The sequence below is a fragment of the Chryseosolibacter histidinae genome, assembly GCF_018598225.1.
In the GTDB taxonomy this organism is placed as follows: Bacteria; Bacteroidota; Bacteroidia; order Cytophagales; family Cyclobacteriaceae; genus Chryseosolibacter; species Chryseosolibacter histidini.
Genome location: NZ_JAHESF010000075.1, coordinates 1 through 20,235, shown reverse-complemented (window position 1 = coordinate 20,235; position 20,235 = coordinate 1). Strand labels below are relative to the sequence as shown.

15 protein-coding genes are annotated in these 20,235 nt (G+C 50.6%); 7 read left to right on the top strand and 8 right to left on the bottom strand.

The window, feature by feature from the left end; translation table 11 throughout:
• The 3 genes from KK083_RS31685 to KK083_RS31675 all read right to left on the bottom strand — a co-directional run.
• Positions 1-561 (bottom strand): DUF2231 domain-containing protein (locus KK083_RS31685; protein ID WP_317195259.1); only part of this gene is annotated, 561 nt, incomplete at its 3' end.
• Positions 562-568: 7 nt separating this feature from the next.
• Positions 569-2,020: a DUF1501 domain-containing protein gene (locus KK083_RS31680; RefSeq protein WP_254170177.1), complete on the bottom strand. Its 1,452-nt coding sequence runs from the start codon at positions 2,018-2,020 to the stop codon at positions 569-571.
• A 60-nt stretch (positions 2,021-2,080) separates the two neighbouring features.
• Complete coding sequence (locus tag KK083_RS31675; protein ID WP_438834738.1) at positions 2,081-4,405, bottom strand: PSD1 and planctomycete cytochrome C domain-containing protein; 2,325 nt, start codon at positions 4,403-4,405, stop codon at positions 2,081-2,083.
• A 155-nt stretch (positions 4,406-4,560) separates the two neighbouring features.
• On the opposite strand from KK083_RS31675, the gene KK083_RS31670 reads away from it, so the two are divergent.
• Together KK083_RS31670 and KK083_RS31665 are read left to right on the top strand one after the other, a co-directional pair.
• Positions 4,561-5,031 (top strand): DinB family protein, encoded by a 471-nt coding sequence (locus tag KK083_RS31670; RefSeq protein ID WP_254170176.1) that lies wholly within the window; start codon positions 4,561-4,563, stop codon positions 5,029-5,031.
• Between the two features lie 43 nt (positions 5,032-5,074).
• Positions 5,075-5,917: a dienelactone hydrolase family protein gene (locus tag KK083_RS31665; RefSeq protein WP_254170175.1), complete on the top strand. Its 843-nt coding sequence runs from the start codon at positions 5,075-5,077 to the stop codon at positions 5,915-5,917.
• Positions 5,918-6,226: 309 nt separating this feature from the next.
• Here the strand turns inward: KK083_RS31665 and KK083_RS31660 are convergent, their stop codons facing one another.
• The gene (locus tag KK083_RS31660) at positions 6,227-7,414 is read right to left on the bottom strand and encodes a hypothetical protein (RefSeq protein WP_254170174.1); all 1,188 of its coding nucleotides are present in this window, start codon (positions 7,412-7,414) and stop codon (positions 6,227-6,229) included.
• Positions 7,415-7,555: 141 nt separating this feature from the next.
• Here KK083_RS31660 and polA point away from each other — a divergent pair, with 141 nt between their 5' ends.
• The 3 genes from polA (at position 7,556) to KK083_RS31645 (ending at position 11,707) form a co-directional block, all read left to right on the top strand.
• A complete protein-coding gene (gene polA, locus KK083_RS31655) occupies positions 7,556-10,285 on the top strand; it encodes a DNA polymerase I (RefSeq protein WP_254170173.1) in 2,730 nt (909 codons plus the stop codon).
• Positions 10,286-10,365: 80 nt separating this feature from the next.
• Entirely contained in the window at positions 10,366-11,325 is a 960-nt protein-coding gene (locus KK083_RS31650) for a pyridoxal-phosphate dependent enzyme (protein WP_254170172.1), read from the top strand.
• Between the two features lie 40 nt (positions 11,326-11,365).
• Positions 11,366-11,707, top strand: coding sequence for a hypothetical protein (locus KK083_RS31645; RefSeq protein ID WP_254170171.1), 342 nt, complete (start codon positions 11,366-11,368; stop codon positions 11,705-11,707).
• A 145-nt stretch (positions 11,708-11,852) separates the two neighbouring features.
• Here the strand turns inward: KK083_RS31645 and KK083_RS31640 are convergent, their stop codons facing one another.
• The 4 genes from KK083_RS31640 to KK083_RS31625 form a co-directional block, all read right to left on the bottom strand.
• Complete coding sequence (locus KK083_RS31640; protein ID WP_254170170.1) at positions 11,853-12,662, bottom strand: DUF3667 domain-containing protein; 810 nt, start codon at positions 12,660-12,662, stop codon at positions 11,853-11,855.
• Between the two features lie 195 nt (positions 12,663-12,857).
• Positions 12,858-15,104: a M1 family metallopeptidase gene (locus tag KK083_RS31635; RefSeq protein WP_254170169.1), complete on the bottom strand. Its 2,247-nt coding sequence runs from the start codon at positions 15,102-15,104 to the stop codon at positions 12,858-12,860.
• A gap of 109 nt (positions 15,105-15,213) precedes the next feature.
• A complete protein-coding gene (locus KK083_RS31630) occupies positions 15,214-17,430 on the bottom strand; it encodes a M1 family metallopeptidase (RefSeq protein ID WP_254170168.1) in 2,217 nt (738 codons plus the stop codon).
• Between the two features lie 70 nt (positions 17,431-17,500).
• The gene (locus KK083_RS31625) at positions 17,501-18,088 is read right to left on the bottom strand and encodes a HupE/UreJ family protein (RefSeq protein ID WP_254170167.1); all 588 of its coding nucleotides are present in this window, start codon (positions 18,086-18,088) and stop codon (positions 17,501-17,503) included.
• Between the two features lie 185 nt (positions 18,089-18,273).
• Between KK083_RS31625 and KK083_RS31620 the strand changes: the two genes are divergently transcribed.
• A complete protein-coding gene (locus KK083_RS31620) occupies positions 18,274-18,783 on the top strand; it encodes a DUF6702 family protein (RefSeq protein WP_254170166.1) in 510 nt (169 codons plus the stop codon).
• Between the two features lie 192 nt (positions 18,784-18,975).
• A complete protein-coding gene (gene gldB, locus KK083_RS31615) occupies positions 18,976-19,983 on the top strand; it encodes a gliding motility lipoprotein GldB (protein ID WP_254170165.1) in 1,008 nt (335 codons plus the stop codon).
• Positions 19,984-20,235: the final 252 nt, after the last annotated feature.

Genomic DNA, 20,235 nt, shown 5'->3' with positions numbered 1-20,235 from the left:
CTGTGGATACGAGACAGACGGGGTGCTGTCTGTAAGTTGTCGTACCCGGATCTCTTCTTTCTGCAGCGGACCCAGCACAAAATTTTCACCGTGCGTGAGGTTGGCACCGTAATGCCCTGTGAAGATCAGCAGCACCACACTTGCCATTGCCAAAGGGGCCAGCACTTTAAAGTTTTCTTTCAGGCCCAGCAACATCCAGCATAAAAAGCTCAGCGATACACCCATCCACTTGTGAAGGCCGAGGTCTGTTTCGTTGTAACCGCCTTCCAGCGAAAGCAGCAAGCCCATGAACGCAGCGAGCGAAGCCGTGAAGGATGTGAGGTACAAGAGAAAGTTTACGAGATCGGAAAAGGAGTCGCCTTCAAAATGTTTTCTCGCAAAAATGAGAACAGCGGTGAGCAGCAACAGGCCGATGGGCAGGTGAAGCAGCAGCGGGTGAAGTCTTCCAAAAGCCTGCACCAATAACGGTACCTCGATCCGCTGCTCGAAGAACAGCACAAATACGATGAGCACCTGCAATGCAATAACGGCGTGTGCTACAATTTTTTTGAACAGCTCCATGAGTTCTTTACGCGATAACAGGTCTTATCACTTTGCCGGCCACGTCCGTAAGCCGGTATCTTCTTCCAAGGTGTTTGAAGGTGAGCTTTTCATGGTCGAGTCCCAGCAGGTTAAGCACCGTGGCGTGGAAGTCGTTGACGTGCACAGGATCTTTCACAATATTGTAGCCGAACTCATCGGTCTCGCCATAGGTCATACCTTTCTTAACACCGCCGCCGGCCATCCAGATGGTGTAGCATCTCGGGTGATGATCTCTTCCATAATTTTTTTCGTCCAGGTTGCCCTGACAATAATTCGTTCTTCCAAATTCGCCACCCCAGATCACCAGGGTCTCATCCAGCAGGCCACGTTGTTTCAGGTCCATCACCAGCGCCGCGGAAGAGCGGTCGGCATCCTGCGCCTGCAACGGCATCTCGCCCGTCAGGTTTCCGTGCTGGTCCCATCCCTGGTGATAAAGCTGCACAAACCTCACGCCCGACTCCGACAGTTTTCGCGCCAGCAAACAATTGGCGGCGTAAGTGCCTGGCACAAGGCATTCGGGGCCGTACATTTTGATGATGTGATCCGGTTCTTTGGAAACGTCTGAAAGCTCAGGTACGGCGGTCTGCATGCGGTACGCCATTTCGTATTGCTGAATGCGGGTCTGGATCTCAGGGTCGCCAAAAGTTTCGTAGCCCATGGTGTTGAGCTCGGCGAGCTTGTCGAGCATTTTTCGCCGCGCAATACGGTCAGCACCCGCCGGGTCGTTGAGATAGAGCACGGGCTCTTCGCCGCTGCTGAACTGCACACCCTGGTGCACGCTGTCGAGAAAGCCGTTGGTCCAGAGCTTCGAATAAACACCCTGACCGTTGCCACGTCCCCTGGAAAGCAGCACACAAAACGCCGGCAAGTTTTTGTTCTCACTTCCAAGTCCATAGCTCAGCCATGCGCCCATGCTGGGTCGGTTGCCCTGCTGCGCGCCGGTTTGCATGAACGTGAGTGCCGGGTCATGATTGATGGCCTCCGTGTGCATACTTTTGATGAAGCACAACTCGTCGGCGATCTTCGCCATGTGTGGAAAGAGCTCGCTGATCCAGGCGCCGGACTGTCCATGCTGCTGGAACTTGAAATAGGAACCCACCAGCGGGAACTTGGTCTGGTTAGAGGTCATGCCGGTTAACCGTTGCCCCATACGCACCGAAGCAGGAAGGTCCTGTCCGTGCATCTTATTCAACATCGGTTTATAGTCGAAGCTCTCGAGCTGCGATGGCGCACCGTTCTGAAAGAGGTAGATCACCCGTTTCGCTTTCGGCGCAAAGTGAGGGATGCCTGCAAGCGATGCCAGGTCATCGTCGCCACCCTTGAACAACCCTGGTATCAGCAATGAACCCAATGCCGCGCTCCCCAGGCCAACACTCAGCTTCCCGAGGAAATGCCTTCTGTTAATTCCAAACCTGTTCTCTAAAAACTCATTCTTCATAGCTCTTAACGCTGATTTTGGCGATCCATAAGATTTCAGGATTAGTTTTACACCCGATTACTACCGGGTTATGGCTTCGTCCATGTTGTATAATGTATGCACTACCTGCATGAGCGACGCCAGGCTCGCGGTGTCTTTGATCTCTTCGTGCCTGAACTCGCCTTGTTTGATGAACTCCGCAGCCTTGTCTGGTGCCGCAGCATATGTCTGGTGCTCTTCTTCATAATATTTGTTCAGCAGCGCGAGCTCTTTCTCATCCGCTTCGCGGCAAAGAATGAGGTTAAACGCCTTGCTGATCTTTTCATCTGCCTGCGTATTCTCGAGCATCAGGCGCTCGGCGAGCACACGCGATGCCTCCAGCACCATGGGGTCGTTCAGCATCACCAGCGCCTGCAGCGGTGTATTCGTGCGCATACGTTTCACTTCACACTGATCGCGGTTGCTGGCATCGAACATGAGCATGACCGGGGGTGGCACCGTACGTTTGATGAAATTATACATACCCCTGCGGTAAAGTTTGTCGTCGTGATCCTGCACATAATACGCCAGCACACCTCTCCCTGAAGTGGATGATTCCCAGATGCCTTTCGGCTGATACGGTTTTACACTGGGGCCGCCGATCTCGCGCACCAGCAAACCACTGCTGGCCAGCACGTGATCCTTGATAAGCTCCGAAGGCAGGCGAAGCCTTGGTGCCCGCGACAGCCAGATGTTTTCCGGATCGGATCGCAGCTTGCGTTCAGATACTGCTGCCGACTGACGGTAAGTGGCCGACATCACGATCTGTTTCACCAGCCGCCGGATATCCCACCCGTGGTTCATGAAGTCGAGGGCCAGCCAGTCGAGAAGCTCGGGATGTGACGGCAGCTCACCCTGCATGCCGAAGTCACCGGAGGTTTTTACGATGCCCCTGCCAAAGAATTCCTGCCATACACGGTTCACAAACACACGCGACGTGAGCGGATGATCTTTGCTGAGCAGCCACTGTGCAAGGCCGAGCCGGTTCCTGCCGAACTTGGCGGTATCAAAAGGATAGATGGCGGTGGGCACATTGAAGTCGACCACCTCACCGGGAGCATCATAGGCACCACGCACGAGCACATGCGTAGGACGTACCTTGCTGCTGTCTTTCATGATCATCACTGGCACAGGATCTTTGTCTTTTTTGTTGATGAAGGTGAGAATGCGCTTCACATCTTCATTGCTGATGCTCATGCGCGGCGGATCCGCCAGCGACGCCAGCTGAATATCGCCCACCAGACCTTTTTCGTTGAGCTGGTTGAAGAAGGCGAAGGTGCTGTAATATTCTTTCTGCGAGATGGGATCGTATTTGTGATCGTGACATTTGGCGCACTCAAAAGTGAGGCCGAGAAAAGTTTTGCCGAAGGTGTTGGTGCGGTCTGTCACGTATTCGATCCGGTATTCTTCATCGATCACGCCACCTTCCTGGGTGATCTTGTGGTTACGGTTGAAGCCGGTGGCCAGCAGCATCTCTTTGGTAGGGTTGGGCAAAAGGTCGCCCGCCAGCTGCCATGAAAGAAATTTATCGAAGGGATAATTTTCATTGAATGCGTGGATCACCCAATCGCGCCACGGCCACATGGTGCGGTAGCCGTCGTCCTGGTAGCCATGCGAGTCGGCATAGCGTGCGGCATCCAGCCACGGGATGGCCATCTTCTCTCCGTAGTGCGGGCTGTGCAGCAGCGCATCCACCACTTTTTCGTAAGCATCGGGTGAAGCGTCTGCGAGAAATTTCTTTTGCAGCGCCAGGTCTGGGGGCAGGCCGGTGACGTCGAAGCTGAGCCGTTTCAGCAGCCGCTCCTTATCCGCCTCTTCGTTGGGCTCAAGGTCTTGCGCTTCCATACGCGCCAGCACAAAGTTGTCGATCTCATTCTTGGCCCAGTCGTCATGATCGGTCTCCGGAACTTCACGCGGTTGCGGAGGGATAAATGCCCAGTGCTTCTGATACTTTGCGCCCTGGCTGATCCATCGGCGGATGAGCTTGACTTCACGCTCCGTCAAGGCAAGGTTAGACGAGGGCGGAGGCATGAGCATGGAAGTGTCTGACGCGCTGATGCGAAGGTAAAGCTCCGAATGCTCGGGCTCTCCGGCAATCACAACAAAGGCTTGCGGATCATCTTTCAGAGCCTTGTAAAGACCCTGCTCCGTATCGAGCCTCAGGTCGGCCTTGCGCTGATTGCCGTCGGGTCCGTGACATTTGAAGCACCGGTCAGACAGAATGGGCCGGATATGAAAATTGTAGTCGACAACATCGGGAATTCTCTCTGCGGTAGACGATGATGAGGTGCATTGCCACAGCGGCGTGCCCGCCATAATCACCCAGCGTGCGATGAGGAAAAATCTGCGTTTAAAAACGAATGCCATGACGAGACCCGTAAATCTTTTTTAAGTTAGGAAATATTGGAAAGAACTGAAAGCTGTTTTCAATCGAATGAAAGGCTCATGCTAACGGGTGTTCTGTGCGACTTTCGATGCTGAAATTGCGCAAAGAACCATTTGAATTGTACCTTGCAGCCCGTATGAAAAAATATTTTTTAAAACTGTATCAATACAATGCGTGGTCCAACAAACGGGTGCTGGGCACACTGCAACGGCAAAATGTAAACGATCCGAAAATACTTTCACTGATGGGTCACGTCGTAGCCGCCCAGTTCCTGTGGCTGCACAGGATCAAAGGCCTGCCACCGCCGGATGTAAAGCTGTGGGGTGAATATTCACTCGATCAGCTTTTGAAGCTCTCGGAAAAAGCAGGAAAGGAGTGGCTGGAATTTGTGGAGAGCAACGACAACTTCGATCGCCAGCTCACCTACACCAATTATGTGGGCGAACCTTATACCAATAACGTGGAGATGATCATGGTACACCTGGTGAATCATTCGTCGTATCACCGGGCCCAGGTTGCCATGCTGTTGCGTCAAAAAGGATTTGAACCGATCAACACCGATTTTATCACATACGATCGCGTGATCACGGGACAATTGAAAGAATGAGATATACTTGCAGTGGAGCAGTCTTATCTAACCCTTTAATCATATGAAAAAAATCTACCTACTCATCTGCCTTTGCGCGGCATCGGTTCTCGGCTTCGGCCAGGACATCACCGTGTGCCATACGTCGTCAACGGAGAAGTTCGCCATGTTTGCCTCCAACAAGGACTTCAATGCGGAGCATCCGCGTCCGGGCAACTACGTACACATCAGCCAGGAAGGTGGCAAGATGATCACCTTCAAAACACCCGATGGTCAGCAAGCCAGCGGATACCTGATCGAGGCCAAGAAAAAGACCAACAACTGGATCTTCGTGTTCCAGGAGTGGTGGGGCCTGAACGATTACATCAAGAAACAGACCGAGACCCTTTACAAAGATCTTGGAAACGTGAACATCATCGCGCTGGATATGTACGATGGCAAAGTGACGGCAGACCGCCAGACCGCTGCCGGCTACATGCAACAGTTCAAACAGGAGCGCGGCGACGCCATTGTGAAGGGCGCGCTTGCCTATGCCGGTAAAGATGCCAAAGTAGGCACTATTGGCTGGTGCTTCGGCGGAGGGCAATCATTGCAGGCTACGCTCACGGCCGGCAAACAGGCTGCGGGTTGTGTGATCTATTACGGCATGCCTGTAGACGATGTTGAAAGACTGAAAACACTGAACACAGACGTGCTGGGTATTTTTGCATCACGCGAGAAGTACATCACCCCTGAAGTGGTTAAAAAATTCGAAGCCAATATGCAGGCTGCGGGCAAAAAGCTTACGGTGAAGAACTATGATGCAGAGCACGGCTTCGCCAACCCGAGCAATCCGATCTTCGACAAAGCTTCAACGGAAGATGCTTACAAGCATACGCTGGAATTTTTCAGGGCAAGATTGAAATAGTTCCGAAAAATACAACGGTATGGGTATTGCTAACATGACCTGAAATATTTAACTTGTTTCTATGGAGCCCATCCATGCGCCACTACTGGCGATGGATGGGTTTTTTATTGTATTGGCGGCAGGAATTTGAAGGAGTACCCAATAAAAAGCCGGTGCCATGAGGACCGTCTCCTTTCCCAATGGGCATTTCCCGTTGTTGAGCACTGTGTGGAAGGCGCTTGCGCCCATTGATGGCAATCGGTACAGCCAGCGCAGTCTAGCCCGATCCTTTCGGGCACTGCCTGGCCAAAAGTCTTTTATTTAAGCTGATCAATGATCTTTCACTTTGATTATTTTCCAGGCATTACCGTATTCTGAAGTTTTTAAATTTGAGTTGCCCAGCAGCAAAGCGTGGCCGCCGCCAATGTTTTCAATGGTGTTGAGCTCGTCATTCTGAATACTACCGAATACTTTAACTTCAAGATCTTCTCCCGCTGCATTCATAGAGGCCACATAAAAATCGGCATTGCCGTTATTTCCTGACATCACACCGTCTGACGACCGCGTGTATCCTACGATCTTGAGCCTGTCTTCGAAAACTTCCAGGTCATTTCCCCATTCGGTGTCAGAACCACCAAACGATTTGGCCCACAACAGCTCCCCATTGTTGGCGAGACAGTAAACGTATACATCGAAGTAATCAGTTGGCCCTCCGTCATTGTTCCTTGCCATGCCGGTAGCGTAGTATTTGTCATTCATTGCAACGATCGCCCTGGATACAACATATCCTTCACCGTTGCCATAAGCGCGAAACCATTTTTGCTTACCGGTAACAACATCAAGCTGTGCGAAGAAAGCGTCGTAGTTATAGTTTTCTTCGTCGTGTTCCTGAAAAGGATGGCCCTCACCTGTAACAACAATGTTGCCTTTGCCGTCAAGGAACGCATCGTGAAACATAATGTAGCTGCCTGATGTGCCATCATTGCAAAATTCGTTTCGGATCATTTTATTCCAGACCACGCGATAATCATCCGTCATCCTGATCAACCGGAGCGGGGCGTTCAGCAACACAATGAGGTCGTTGCCATCAAACAGCACTTTAGGATAATACAGGTCCTGGGCCTCTAGCTCGCTGAACACGGTGTCAGATACCACATTCAAATCCTCATCAACCCGCCTGATCCACAACTTGCCATCATCGACACCGGCCAGCACGATCCTGTTCGTTCCATCGCTGGAAATATTCACAAGCCTGGCGCGATCCCCGCCAAAGAATGTTTCTTTCAAGACTTTGCCATCCTGCGAAAGCTTCACCAGGGCGGAGGCATGCTGGATCGAATCGATCTCTGTGAACTTCTGGCCTAAAACCAGGTATCCATCGCCGGAAGGCAGTGAAATCACCGATCGTGGAATGTTGTTACTGTCAGGATACAGATCTGTTTCCCACGTGTCAGATGCCTGCTCTACCTGGCATCCTGCGGCAGAAAGCAGTAAGACAAAAAAAATGAATTTATTCATGTACATCATGCGGCCAGCGAAAAGTAATACCAGCCGGTTAACCGCAAATTAAGGCTGGGAGAAATGGGCAACATCATTAAATTGAATGATTTTTACTTTCTTCCATAAAAAGATAGTTTTCAATTCATAAGTTGCGGCCCTATGGATACACCTGCTAAGAAGCTTTTCCTGCTCGATGCCTATGCCCTCATTTACAGGGCGCATTTCGCGTTCACCAAAACACCCAGGATCAATTCAAGGGGCGTGAACACTTCCGTTCCCTTCGGATTCACCAACACGCTGATGGAGGTAATTCAAAAGCAGAAGCCCACCCATATCGGCGTAGCTTTCGATACAGCCGCAAAAACTTTCCGCGACAAGATCTTTGCCGATTACAAAGCCACCCGCCAGGAAACTCCCGAAGACATCCGCTATGGCATCCCGAAAGTGAAAGAGATCATCCGCGGCTTTAACATTCCCATTCTTGAGCTCGATGGGTTTGAAGCAGACGACATCATCGGCACCATCGCTTCGCAGGCCTGCCAACAAGGTTTCGAAGTGTATATGATGACCCCTGACAAAGACTTCGGGCAACTTGTAAACGACTGTGTATTTCTCTATAAACCCGCCTACATGGGCAACGCCGTTGACGTGCTGGGTGTAAAAGAAGTTTGTGAGAAATGGGACATTGAAAATGTATCGCAGGTGCGGGACATCCTTGGTCTCCAGGGTGATACTTCCGATAACATTCCCGGCGTGCCCGGCATCGGTCCTAAAACGGCGGCGGCGCTCATCAAACAATACGGCAGCGTTGAAAATGCGGTAGCCCATGCGCACGAGCTGAAAGGCAAGCAGAAGGAGCTGATGACCCAATACGGAGAGCAGGCCATTCTGTCGAAACAACTGGCTACCATCATTACGGATGTTCCCATCGCGTTTGACGAGGAGCAGCTGCGGTATACGGGGCCAATCGTAGATATTCTCAAACCCATTTTTGACGACCTTGAATTCAAGGCCATTGCGGGCCGCGCGTTCGGCGATAGCAGTACCGGCACAACGGCAGCGCCCAAGGTTCAGCAGAGTCCGCAGCTTAATATGTTTGCCAAAACTCCGGCCGCGCAGACAGAGGAGAAAAAAGCTACCGTGGCCGATACCCTGAGCTATTACATGGTCGATCTTCCGGAGCTGCGCAAGGCGTTCCTTGAAAACCTGTGCAAGCAGGAAAGCATCGCCATCGAATCCATCACGGATGATGCCGCCAACTTCGAATATCAGCTCAAGGGTCTTGCTTTTTCGTGGAAGGAAGGCGAAGCACATTTTATTCCTATCGGCACGGCTGAAGAAGCAGAGCAGGTTGCGCTGGAATTTAAAACTGTGTTTGAAGACGAGAAGATCGCCAAGACCGGCCACAACCTCAAGGCCTTCATGCTGGCCCTGAAGAAATACGGCGTTGAGTTGCGCGGCCCTTTGTTCGACATCATGCTGGCGCACTACCTCATCGAGCCTGAAGCATCTCATGCGCTGCGGGAGCTTTGCTCTGCGTACCTTAACTATGAAATGTTGGCTGACCCTGACTCGAAGCAAAAGAACCAGGTGTGCGAGCGGGTGGACAAGATCTTCCAGGTAAGATCACTGATCGAGAAAGACCTCGCTGAGCGCGGACACCAAAAGCTGATGAGTGACGTTGAGATGCCCCTGGCTACGGTACTGGCAGCGATGGAATACGAAGGTGTGAAGGTAGACGTGAAAGCGCTGAACAAAATGTCTGAAGACCTGAAGGGTGAGATCGAAAGGGTGCAGAAAGAAATTTACCAGATCGCGGAATCAGAATTCAACATAGGATCACCCAAGCAGCTCGGCGAAGTGCTCTTCGAAAAAATGAAGCTCCTTGAAAAGCCTAAAAAAACGAAGTCGGGTCAGTACGCCACCGGTGAAGATGTGCTGCTGGGGCTGGCGGCAGAACATGAGATCGCCCGCAAGATCCTGGACTACCGCGAGTATGACAAGCTTCGTTCAACGTACGTAGAGGCGCTGCCAAGAATGATCAGCCAGTACGATGGCCGCATCCATACCGACTACCGGCAGGCCTGGGCTGTAACGGGGCGGCTAAGCTCCAACAACCCCAACCTGCAGAACATCCCGATCCGTACAGAGAAGGGAAGGCAGATCCGCAAAGCGTTTGTTGCCCGCAACGAAGATTATCTCTTCATGTCGGCAGACTACTCGCAGATCGAGCTGCGCATTGCCGCGTCTTTCGCCAAAGATGAGACCATGATCGAGGCGTTCCGCACCAAACGCGACATTCACACCACCACGGCGGCCAAGGTTTTCAAAGTGGCTATAGAGGATGTTACCGCCGATATGAGAAGGAAAGCGAAGGAAGTGAACTTCGGCATTCTTTACGGCAGCACAGCCTTTGGGCTCTCGCAGAACCTGGGCATTCCCCGCGCCGAAGCCTCCGAGATCATCAAAGCGTATTTCCAGGAGTTCTCGGCCATCAAACGTTACATGGACGACTCCATCGGCAAGGCCCGCGAAATAGAATACGTTGAAACCATCATGGGCAGAAGGCGATACCTGCGCGATATCAACTCACGCAACATGGCCACCCGCGGTTTTGCCGAACGCAACGCCATCAACGCGCCGATCCAGGGCAGCGCGGCAGACATCATCAAGATCGCCATGGTGAACATTCACCGGTGGCTCACCAAAGAAAAGCTGAAAACACGCATGACCATGCAGGTGCACGATGAGCTTGTGTTTGATGTACATAAGGATGAGGTAGACGTGGTGAAAGAGAATGTGATACAGCTGATGCGCAGCGCCGTACAGCTCGAGGTGCCCATGGAGGTGGAGATCGGCGTGGCTGATAACTGGCTGGATGCACATTGACCCTGGGGCTGAAACCTGGTTTGCACCCGGAACCCGGAGCTGAAACCCGGAGCTGAATCTCCGGGAAACTGAACATTGATATGAACACAATTCCTGATAAACAAGCCATCATCGACGCTCACGAGCGCATCAAACCCTATATTCACCGCACACCGGTGATGACCTCCGAAAGCATCAACAGCGTGGCCGGCTGCAGCGTCTTTTTCAAATGTGAGAACCTGCAGAACGTAGGCGCCTTCAAGGCCCGCGGGGCGATGAATGCAACACTGTCGCTTTCGGCTGAGGAACGTGCAAAAGGGGTGGCCACACACTCCAGCGGAAATCATGCGCAAGCCTTGGCGAGGGCCGCGAAAATACTGGGAACAAGATCCTACATCGTGATGCCACGTACTGCACCCGAGATCAAAAAGAAAGGTGTGATCGGCTATGGCGGCGAGATCTTTGAATGCGAGCCTACACTGCAGGCACGTGAAACAACCCTGAAAGAGGTGATCAAAAAAACCGGCGCCACGGAAATTCACCCGTTCAACAATTACGACGTGATGACAGGCCAGGCTACTGCTGCGAAGGAATTATTCGAAGAGGTGAATGACCTCGATTACATCATTGCGCCCGTAGGCGGTGGCGGGTTGCTCAGTGGCATTTCACTAGCCACCAAATTCTTCTCACCCAAAACTATTGTGCTGGCAGGAGAGCCCGCCGGCGCTGATGATGCCTTCCGTTCTATGCAAAGCGGAAAGATCGAAACCTCGCAGGCCAACACCATTGCCGATGGATTGCTCACTTCCCTCGGTGATAAAACTTTCCCCATCATCAGAGAGAATGTAAAGGAGATCATTACGGTTACCGACCAGGAGATCATAGACGCCATGCGCATTGTATGGGAAAGACTGAAGCTCGTTGTTGAGACATCAGGCACCGTTCCTTTTGCAGCGTTGCTGAAAGCAAAAGAGAAACTGAAAGGCAAACGCGTAGGGGTGATCTTTTCAGGCGGGAACGTAGACCTGGAAAAGATAGGAAAGCTGTTCGCACAAGGATGACATCCTTTGAAAGGATGTCATCCTTATAACTAACTTCAATATGGACTTCGAGCGCCGTTCAGAGCCATTGCTGCCCCGCAGGCAGTTTATCCTCAGGGTGCTGTGGTATGGTACTTTTTCTTTTGTGCTGCTGGGCATCTCCCTTGGAATAGGAACGCTGGGATACCATTACCTGAACGAGCTGGGCTGGCTGGATTCGTTTCTCAATGCCTCCATGATCCTGGCAGGCATGGGTCCCGTTGACGCGCTGAAGAATGATGGCGCCAAGTGGTTTGCGTCCTTCTATGCGGTTTTTAGCGGCGTGGTGTTCCTGAGCACTGTAGCGGTTTTTCTTTCACCCATAGCCCACCGGTTCCTTCATAAGTTACATCTCGGGGATTGAGGAGCAGTCGACGGTCCACAGCAGAGACGAGAACAACCCTTTGAGGGTTATACATGTGGCAAATAAAAATTTTAACGACACTACCTCGTGAAAAGCCCTCAAAGGGTTGATTGTGGATTATGAACCATCGACCGTAGACTATTTTTCATTTCTTCAGAAAACCTAACAGCAAGGCGGTGATGTTTTGAACCAGGACCAGGTAGATGACCTGCACCACCAGCCCTTTAAATATGGTAATACCCCATCCTTGTTTGAAGAACTGCCTGTAAGCTATAAAACTGTAGATCCAGTTCAGCAGGAAGTATAGCAAAAGCCAGAATATGACAAGCGAAGGTTTTATAAGAAACGGGATCACAGAAAATATCAGGAAGAACACCATCAGCTGCCCATTAATCAGCACGTTGAACACCAGGTTTTCAGCGTAGTTATGACCCGATCTCCTGAAGAACAGCCAGGTCAGAAATGATAACACCGGTATAAACAGCATGGTAAGTAACTTATTGTTTTCCGAAACCATCATCATTGTGCGATCTGCTTCATCCATCTGTCGATCCACTTCCTGCAAGTCAACAGCAGACCCTCCCGCATTTCCCACCATCTGCTCCATAAGAGTTTGAAGTGATTCCGCATATTGTGTGAAGAGGCCGGTTTTTGAAGTTGTGTACACCTGAATGGCCGTCATGATCAGGAGAAATGTAATAGGATTGAAATACTTCTTTCTTTTGCCGGCGTTGTACTCGAGGGCCACCTTGCCGGGATGGAAAAACATCTCCTTGATCAGGAACAGGATCCCTTTATCGGTATGGGTGAACGCATGAAGAAACTCGTGAATAAAATGGCCCAACGTAAAGCGATGGGTGCTAGCCTTCTGGGAACAATTGGGGCAAAACTTTCCATCAAAGGTAACGTCACAGTTCTTGCAGGTGGTAGCGAGGGTTTCAACGGTCGCAGACATAAACAAAAGTGGTTTTGTACGAAGATCGCACTTTGTGTCTTTGCGGCAAAATTAAATAGTGGTGCTTGTCCATGGTCCACGGTCGACAGACCACAGCAGTGAGGTGTTAGATAAGTCCAAACGCGACTCCTCGGTGGATTGTGGACAATAAAAAAGGGATGACATCCTTTCGAAGGATGTCATCCCTGAAAGATATTAGTTATTTCTCTTGAACTGATCGAACTTCGAATCGGTCTTTTTCGGGAATGCGTTGTTCTTCACTTCCACATCGGCCAGCTCGGCGTTGGGATCGACCACGATGTTCACCACCTCTTTTTCTTTCACAAAAACCTTGGTGATCTCGCTTTCATTGATCCGCCATATTTCGGCAGGAATACGTTCGATCTCTTTCGAGCCATCTTTATACGTCCATTCGATCACCAGCGGGGTCACCAATCCACCGACATTCTTAAACTTCAGCTGGTAGATGTTCTTTCCTTCCAGCTTTTTGCGCACGGCGTTATCATCCACACGGCTTTTGAATTCGCCGTTCAGCTGCTCGGGTGTATTGATCAGCGTAAACTCTTGCGGACCATTGCTGAAATCATTCGCGCCGCCACCCTTACCGTTGCCGGAAGCCAGGTCGCCTGATTTTACCTTCACATCTTTCTTTTCGGGGTCTGACTTTTCACTTTTCAGGCGGAACCACTTCACTTCACTGAGGTCTACATCAACGTTGTCAGTGGTAAAGAACCAACCTCTCCAGAACCAGTCGAGGTCAACGGCCGAGGCGTCTTCCATGGTGCGGAAGAAGTCGGCAGGTTTGGGATGTTTGAAAGCCCAACGCTCGGCATATTCCTTGAAGGCTCTATCGAACAGCTCAGGTCCCATCACTGTTTCACGCAGCAACGTGAGGGCGGCAGAAGGTTTGGTATAGGCGTTGGGTCCGAATTCGTTCTGGCGGATGTTATCAGACATCGACATGATGGGGCGCATCTGCGATTTCTCACCTTTCATATACGGAACAATACCTTTCGGTGTGCCACGGGTTCCGGCCAGTTCGGGGTAACGCACGCGCATGGTCTCTTTTTCCAGGAAGGTGTTCAATCCTTCGTCCATCCATGACCATTGGCGCTCGTCTGAGTTCACGATCATCGGGAAGAAGTTGTGACCCACTTCGTGCACGATCACCATCACCATGCTGAACAGGGTCTGCTGTGAATACGTGCCATCTTTGTTGGGCCTTCCGCCATTGAAGCAGATCATGGGATACTCCATTCCCTGGTTAGCGGTATGCACAGAATATGCTACGGGATAAGGATACTGGATCGTTCTTTCAGAATAGATCTCCAGCGCATTCCTGATGGCTTTGGTCGATTCTTTTCCCCATAGCGGATTGCCTTCTTTCGGATAAAGCGATTGGGCCAAAGGTGTTTTGTCGCCTACTTTAACGGCCATGGCATCCCAGATGAATTTGCGCGAATGTGCGAAGGCGAAGTCCCTCACATTCTCCGCGTAAAATTCCCAGGTGCTCTTCTTGGTCGATTTTGTTTTTTCTTTCTGTTTCGCCTCGTCCTCAGAGACGATGATCACAGGCGTATCAAACGTCTTTTTTGCTTTTTCAAATTTTTCGAGCTGCTCTTTGGTAAGCACATCTTTTGCATTCTGAAGCGTGCCACTGGCGCCGACGATGTGATCGGAGGGAACGGTGATCTTCACGCGATAATTTCCGAACGTAAGCGCAAACTCTCCCTGGCCGAGGAACTGCTTGTTCTGCCATCCTTCATAATCGTCGAACACGCACATGCGGGGAAACCACTGCGCGAAGGTGTAAACGTAGTTGCCGTCTTCAGGGAAGAATTCGTAGCCGCCGCGGCCATTGAAAATCTGGCGGTCATATTCGGTGTACGACCAGTCCACCGAAAAAGTGAACTTATCGCCCGTCTTCATCGGCGCCGGCAGGTCTACACGCATCATGGTGTTGTTGATGGTATAGGGAAGATTTTTTCCCGTGGCATCTCTTACCGATTTGATGGTGTATCCGCCTTTGTAATCAGAAGGGGTGATGCCGGAAACGTAACCTAAAAATCCTGCCGGCACAGAGTCTTTTACCACGCCTGTGCGCGTCTGGTCGGTCATGTTGTTGGGTGCGAACACGTTCTGATCAAGCTGAAGCCAGAGAAAATTCAGAGCCTCGGGTGCATTGTTATAATAGGTGATCTTTTCAGATCCGGTAAGCACCTGTGTTTTATCATCTACTTCGGCACTGATCTCATAATCGGCGCGTTGTTGCCAGTAGTTGGGGCCGGGGGCGCCGGAGCCTGTCCGGTAGCTGTTGGGTGTTGGCAGTGTTTCTCCAAGCTGCTCAAATTTTCCTTTCCAGGGCTGCTGGTTTTGCGCAAAGGCAAACGCGGTCAGCAACACCATAATGATCACAGCGACAATTTGGGTTATAGTCTTCATAGGTTGTTTTGCGTTGTCTGTAAGAAAAACAAAAGTGCCGGAAAAATCCGGCACTCCAAAAAAAATTTACATAAAGCGATCGCCACAAATGGGTGATGCTAGAAGCCATCTAGTTTGCTTTCTTCTTAAACTGATCGAATTTCGAATCTTTCTGCACTTTCGGGAACATGTTATCCTCGATATTTACATCGGCGGTCTCCATATTCGGGTCGATCATCACATTGGTCACCTCTTTTTCTTTTACAAACACTTTGCTGATCTTGTTCTCGTTGATCCTCCAGATCTCGGCAGGGATCCGCTCCAGCTCACTGGTGCCATCCTTGTACCGCCACTCGATGATCACGGGCATCACCAGGCCGCCTTTGTTTGAAAGTGTGACCTCATAAATGTTTTTGCCCTGGAGCTTTTTCATGATCGCTTTATCGTCGATGCGGCTCTGGAACTCACCGTAGAACTGGGGCTTCGTTTCAACCAGGCTGAATTCCTGCGGACCATCGTTGAAGTCGGTCTTCTTATCACCTGAACCTTCGGCGGCAAGATCACCTTTCTGCACTTTCACATTCTTGTTTTCAACGCTCGATTTTTCATCGCGCAGGCGATACCATTTCACCTGCTCCAGGGTTTGGTCATTCACGTCTGTGGTGTAGAACCAGCCTTTCCAGAACCAGTCAAGATCAACAGCCGAGGCATCTTCCATGGTGCGGAAAAAGTCGGCGGGTTTGGGATGTTTGAATGCCCAACGTTGTGCGTATTCTTTAAAGGCTTTGTCGAACAGATCTTTGCCCATCACTGTTTCGCGCAGAATGTACAAGGCTGTGGCGGCTTTCGCATATTGCTCCGGCCCGAACATGATCACCTGCTCGGAGTTTGTCATCAGCGGGCGCTGCAGGTTCTTGTCGCCTTTCATGTAGTTGACAATGCCGGCGGGTTTGCCTCTTGACCAGTCGATGTCAGGGTAACGCTCCAGCTCGCAGATCAGCTGAACGAAGCTGTTCACACCTTCATCCATCCAGGTGGTCTGGCGCTCGTCGTTGTTGATGATCATGGGGAAGAAGTTGTGGCCCACCTCATGCACGATCACGCCGATCATGCCCTGGCGCAATTGCGGTGTGTAAGTGCCGTCTTTTTTCGGGCGACCGAAGTTGAAGCAGATCATCGGGTACTCCATGCCGATGCTGGCGGTATGTGCCGAGATAGCAACCGGATAGGGATAGTCGATGGTGTGGCGTGAGTAAACTTCCAGTGTGTTCTTCACAGCTTTGGTCGACTCTTGTTCCCACAGCGGATTTCCTTCCTTGGGATAGAACGACATCGCCAGCGGTGTTTTGCTGCCGATCTTCACAGCCTGGGCATCCCAGATGAATTTACGCGAAGTAGCAAAGGCGAAGTCACGCACGTTCTCGGCATGAAACTCCCATGTTTTCTTCGTCTTCAGTTTTGTTTTTTCTTTCTGCGTAGCTTCTGACTGGGTAACGATGATCACCGGTTTATCGAAGCTGGTCTTCGCTTTTTCGAAACGATCGATCTCGGTTTTGGTGAGCACATCCTGCGGGTTCTTCAGCACGCCGGTGGCACCGATGATGTGGTCGCCCGGCACAGTGATGCGTACCTTATAATCGCCGAAAGGCAATGTAAACTCTCCTTTTCCAAGGAACTGTTTGTTCTGCCATCCTTCGTAATCGTCATACACGCACATGCGCGGAAAGAACTGCGCGATGGCATAGATGTAGTTGCCGTCTTCCGGAAAATACTCCAACCCGCTGCGCTGACCGAACACGCTGCGGTCTACGATATTGAAAGACCAATCCACCCCGAAAGAAATTTTCTCACCGGGTTTCAGGGGCTGCGGAAGGTCCACACGCATCATGGTGTTGTTGATCATAAAAGGAAGGCCTTTGCCGGCGGCGTCTTTTACAGCCTTCACATTGAAGCCGGCTTTGAAATCAGACACCTCTGCCGCATAGGTTTTGGCGGCTGCGGAATCTTTTACAGCACCGGTGCCCGTGGTCTTCAGGGTATTGTTCTCAGACAGAATGTTCTGATCGAGCTGAAGCCACAGGTATTTCAGAACGTCAGGAGAATTATTGTGGTAGGTGATGGTTTCAGAACCTGTGATAGACTGGTTATCATCGTTGAGCTCAATGTTCATAACGTAGTCCGCCTGCTGCTGCCAGTATTTAGGTCCCGGTGCGCCCGAGCCCGTGCGGTATTCGTTGGGGGTTGGTAACGTCTGGTCAAGCTGCTCGAACTTTCCCTGCCATTTGTTTTCCTGCGCCCAGCCAAAATTCAGGCTTAGGGCCAGTAGAAAAATAAGGATGCGATTCATTTTATAGGAAATTTAGGTTATGAGTTCAAATTCAAAACGCGAAGCCAATAAGCAGCCGGACTGCAAAAACTTACCAGAAGATCTTGTCTTTGATCAGGATCAGCGATATACCGGCCACCGCCCATGAAAGCGCCAGCTTCCAGTCTCTGCGGCTTACACCACAAAGATCGACCAATATAAAGCTGACAATGAGCAATATGGCAACGATAATTATCTGGCCATACTCCAGTCCCAGATTAAAGGCAAAAAGCTGGGATATGATGTTCCTGTCGCGGCCCAGGATACTTTTCAGATAATTTGAAAAACCCATCCCGTGGATGAGCCCGAAAAAGGCGGCGTAGAAATAATTGAGCTGAATAACCCGTCCGTTGAAGTTCTCTTCATTTTTGAAGACGTTCGAAACAGCTGTGATCAGGATCGTTACCGGGATGAGAAACTCGATCAGCTCCACATTAACGGTGATGATGTTGAGCGTGGAGAGTGCCAGGGTGATGGAATGGCCGATGGTGAATGCCGTGACCAGCACCAGCACCCGCTTCCAGTCGCGCATCTGGTAAAGGGCACAGAGGGCGACTACAAAAAGAATGTGGTCATAGCCATTCATATAGTCGAGGATGTGTCTTTTGCCCTCGATAAAATACACTTCAAACTGACTCATGGAATTTTACGGTCGCATTCGCGGGCTCAAGTATACAGCATAAATTCTGGATGTAGACTGGATCATTTTGTCGAAATGCAAGTTTTTTAGGAAGGGAGGCGTTAAATCCGGGAAATTTGCCTTTAGGAATAGCCTCCAGGTATTAATATTGGAGAACAATTTGCTTTTACTCACCTGTTTGATCTATGACTTTCTTTTCATCCATTGCCGGTTTTATTCAGGTTTTAGCCTTGGGGTTATACCTCCACCCCATTCACGTTTCTGTGACGGAGATAGAATTCGATGAAAAAGACAAGGCGCTCGAGATCATGATGCGCGTTTTTATCGACGACATGGAGCTTACCATGCGCGAAAAGCTCAACCAGCCCGAGCTGGATATCCTCGAACCCAAAAACGGCCAGACGATAGACCAGATGGTGAGCACCTACCTGAAAGACCACTTTAAGATCACGCTCGACAATAAACCCCAGAAGACCAATTACCTCGGCCATGAAAAAGATGGAGAGGCTTTTGTTTTTTATATCGAGGTAAGCAACGTAAAGAAATGGAAGACCATCCAGGTCCTCAACGATATCATTACCGAAACCCATGAAGACCAGTCGAACCTGGTGCACGTAACAGCGCGCGGCAACGTGCGTAGTTTGAGACTTACCCGCAACAACCCTTCTGATAAATTGACCTTCGAAATGAAGTAGACAATTGGTTGCCAGTTGCCGGTTCGGGCTGTGTATATACATGACTGATTTTCAGATATAAACTTTGGATACAATCAACTGAATCTTGCCATTGCCCCAACTTTAAACCTTAAACTTCAAACTTTAAACTTCTCCCCCAACCGGCTAACCGGAAACCGGCAACCGGTAACCAATTTTCGATATTTTTGCCGCATGAAAAAGTATTTCGGTTTTGCCATCCTGATCGCCACGCTGTGGAGCTGCGGAAAAGAGGAGGAGGAAAAATGTGTTTTTACACCTGATGTTTCACAGGTTACCGTTGACCTCACCTTTGAACGTTTCGAAGATTCGCTCGCGGGCATCTCTTCCAAACAAGGTCTTGTTGAGCTTTTCACACGCGAGCCCCTGATCAGGGATTATGTTTTCAGGAGAACCACCTACCCGAACGATTCTGTTTTCATCAACACGATCTATAAGAAGCTCACCAACCCGCACATCGATACACTACTGATGGAAACACACCGGGTTTTTGGAGACGGGTCTGATCTCAAAGCCCAGTTCACCCAGGCCTTTGCCAACATCAAGTATTATTATCCCGATTTTGTGCCGCCCAAAGTGCAGACGGTGATCTCCGGCCTCGACAGTGATATGTTCTTTTCGGATTCCCTGATCATTGTTTCGCTCGATTATTACCTGGGGGAAGGCGCCCGGTTCAGGCCTCAGGTGTATGACTACCAGCTCAGGCAGTATGTAAAGGAGAACATCGTTCCCTCATGCATGCTGCTCTATGGCATCAGCGACCGGTTCAACAAAACCCGGGTGCAAGACAAAACCGTGCTGGCCGATATGATCGCTTACGGAAAAGCGTTCTACTTCGCCAAACACATGCTGCCTTGCGTGCCCGATAGTATTCTGATCTGGTACTCATCGGAGGAGGTCAGGGGGTCGCGCAAAAACCAGGACCTGATCTGGAAACGTTTCATTGACGACAAAGTGCTGTATTCCACCAGCCACATGGTGAAACAAAAATACCTGGGCGAGCGGCCCAAAACCCTTGATGTTGGTCCCGAGTGCCCCGGCCGCATTGCACAGTGGATAGGATGGCAGATCGTGAATGCTTACATGGAGTCCCATCCTGAAATAAAGCTCCAGCAATTGATGGCACAGCCCGAAGCGGAGAGGATCTTTAAAGAATCGAAATATAAACCAAGGGGACGTTAATAGTAGGCAGTAGGCAAAACGATCGCGAGCGATCGTGCAGTAGGCAATGGGAGGGTTTTATGCATTGCATGTGATGTTTCAATTATAATACAGTCGTGATTGCTTTACACGATCCTTTGCCTACTGTCGCGGCCCCCGGCCCCCGCGCGCGTTCGATCCTCCCACGAAAAACAAAATTTGCTGGCTGTTATAAAAAGAGCCCCCTGCCGCCGCAGTTGGGGGTGTTTAGATCGGTGGGGGCGGGGGCATTAA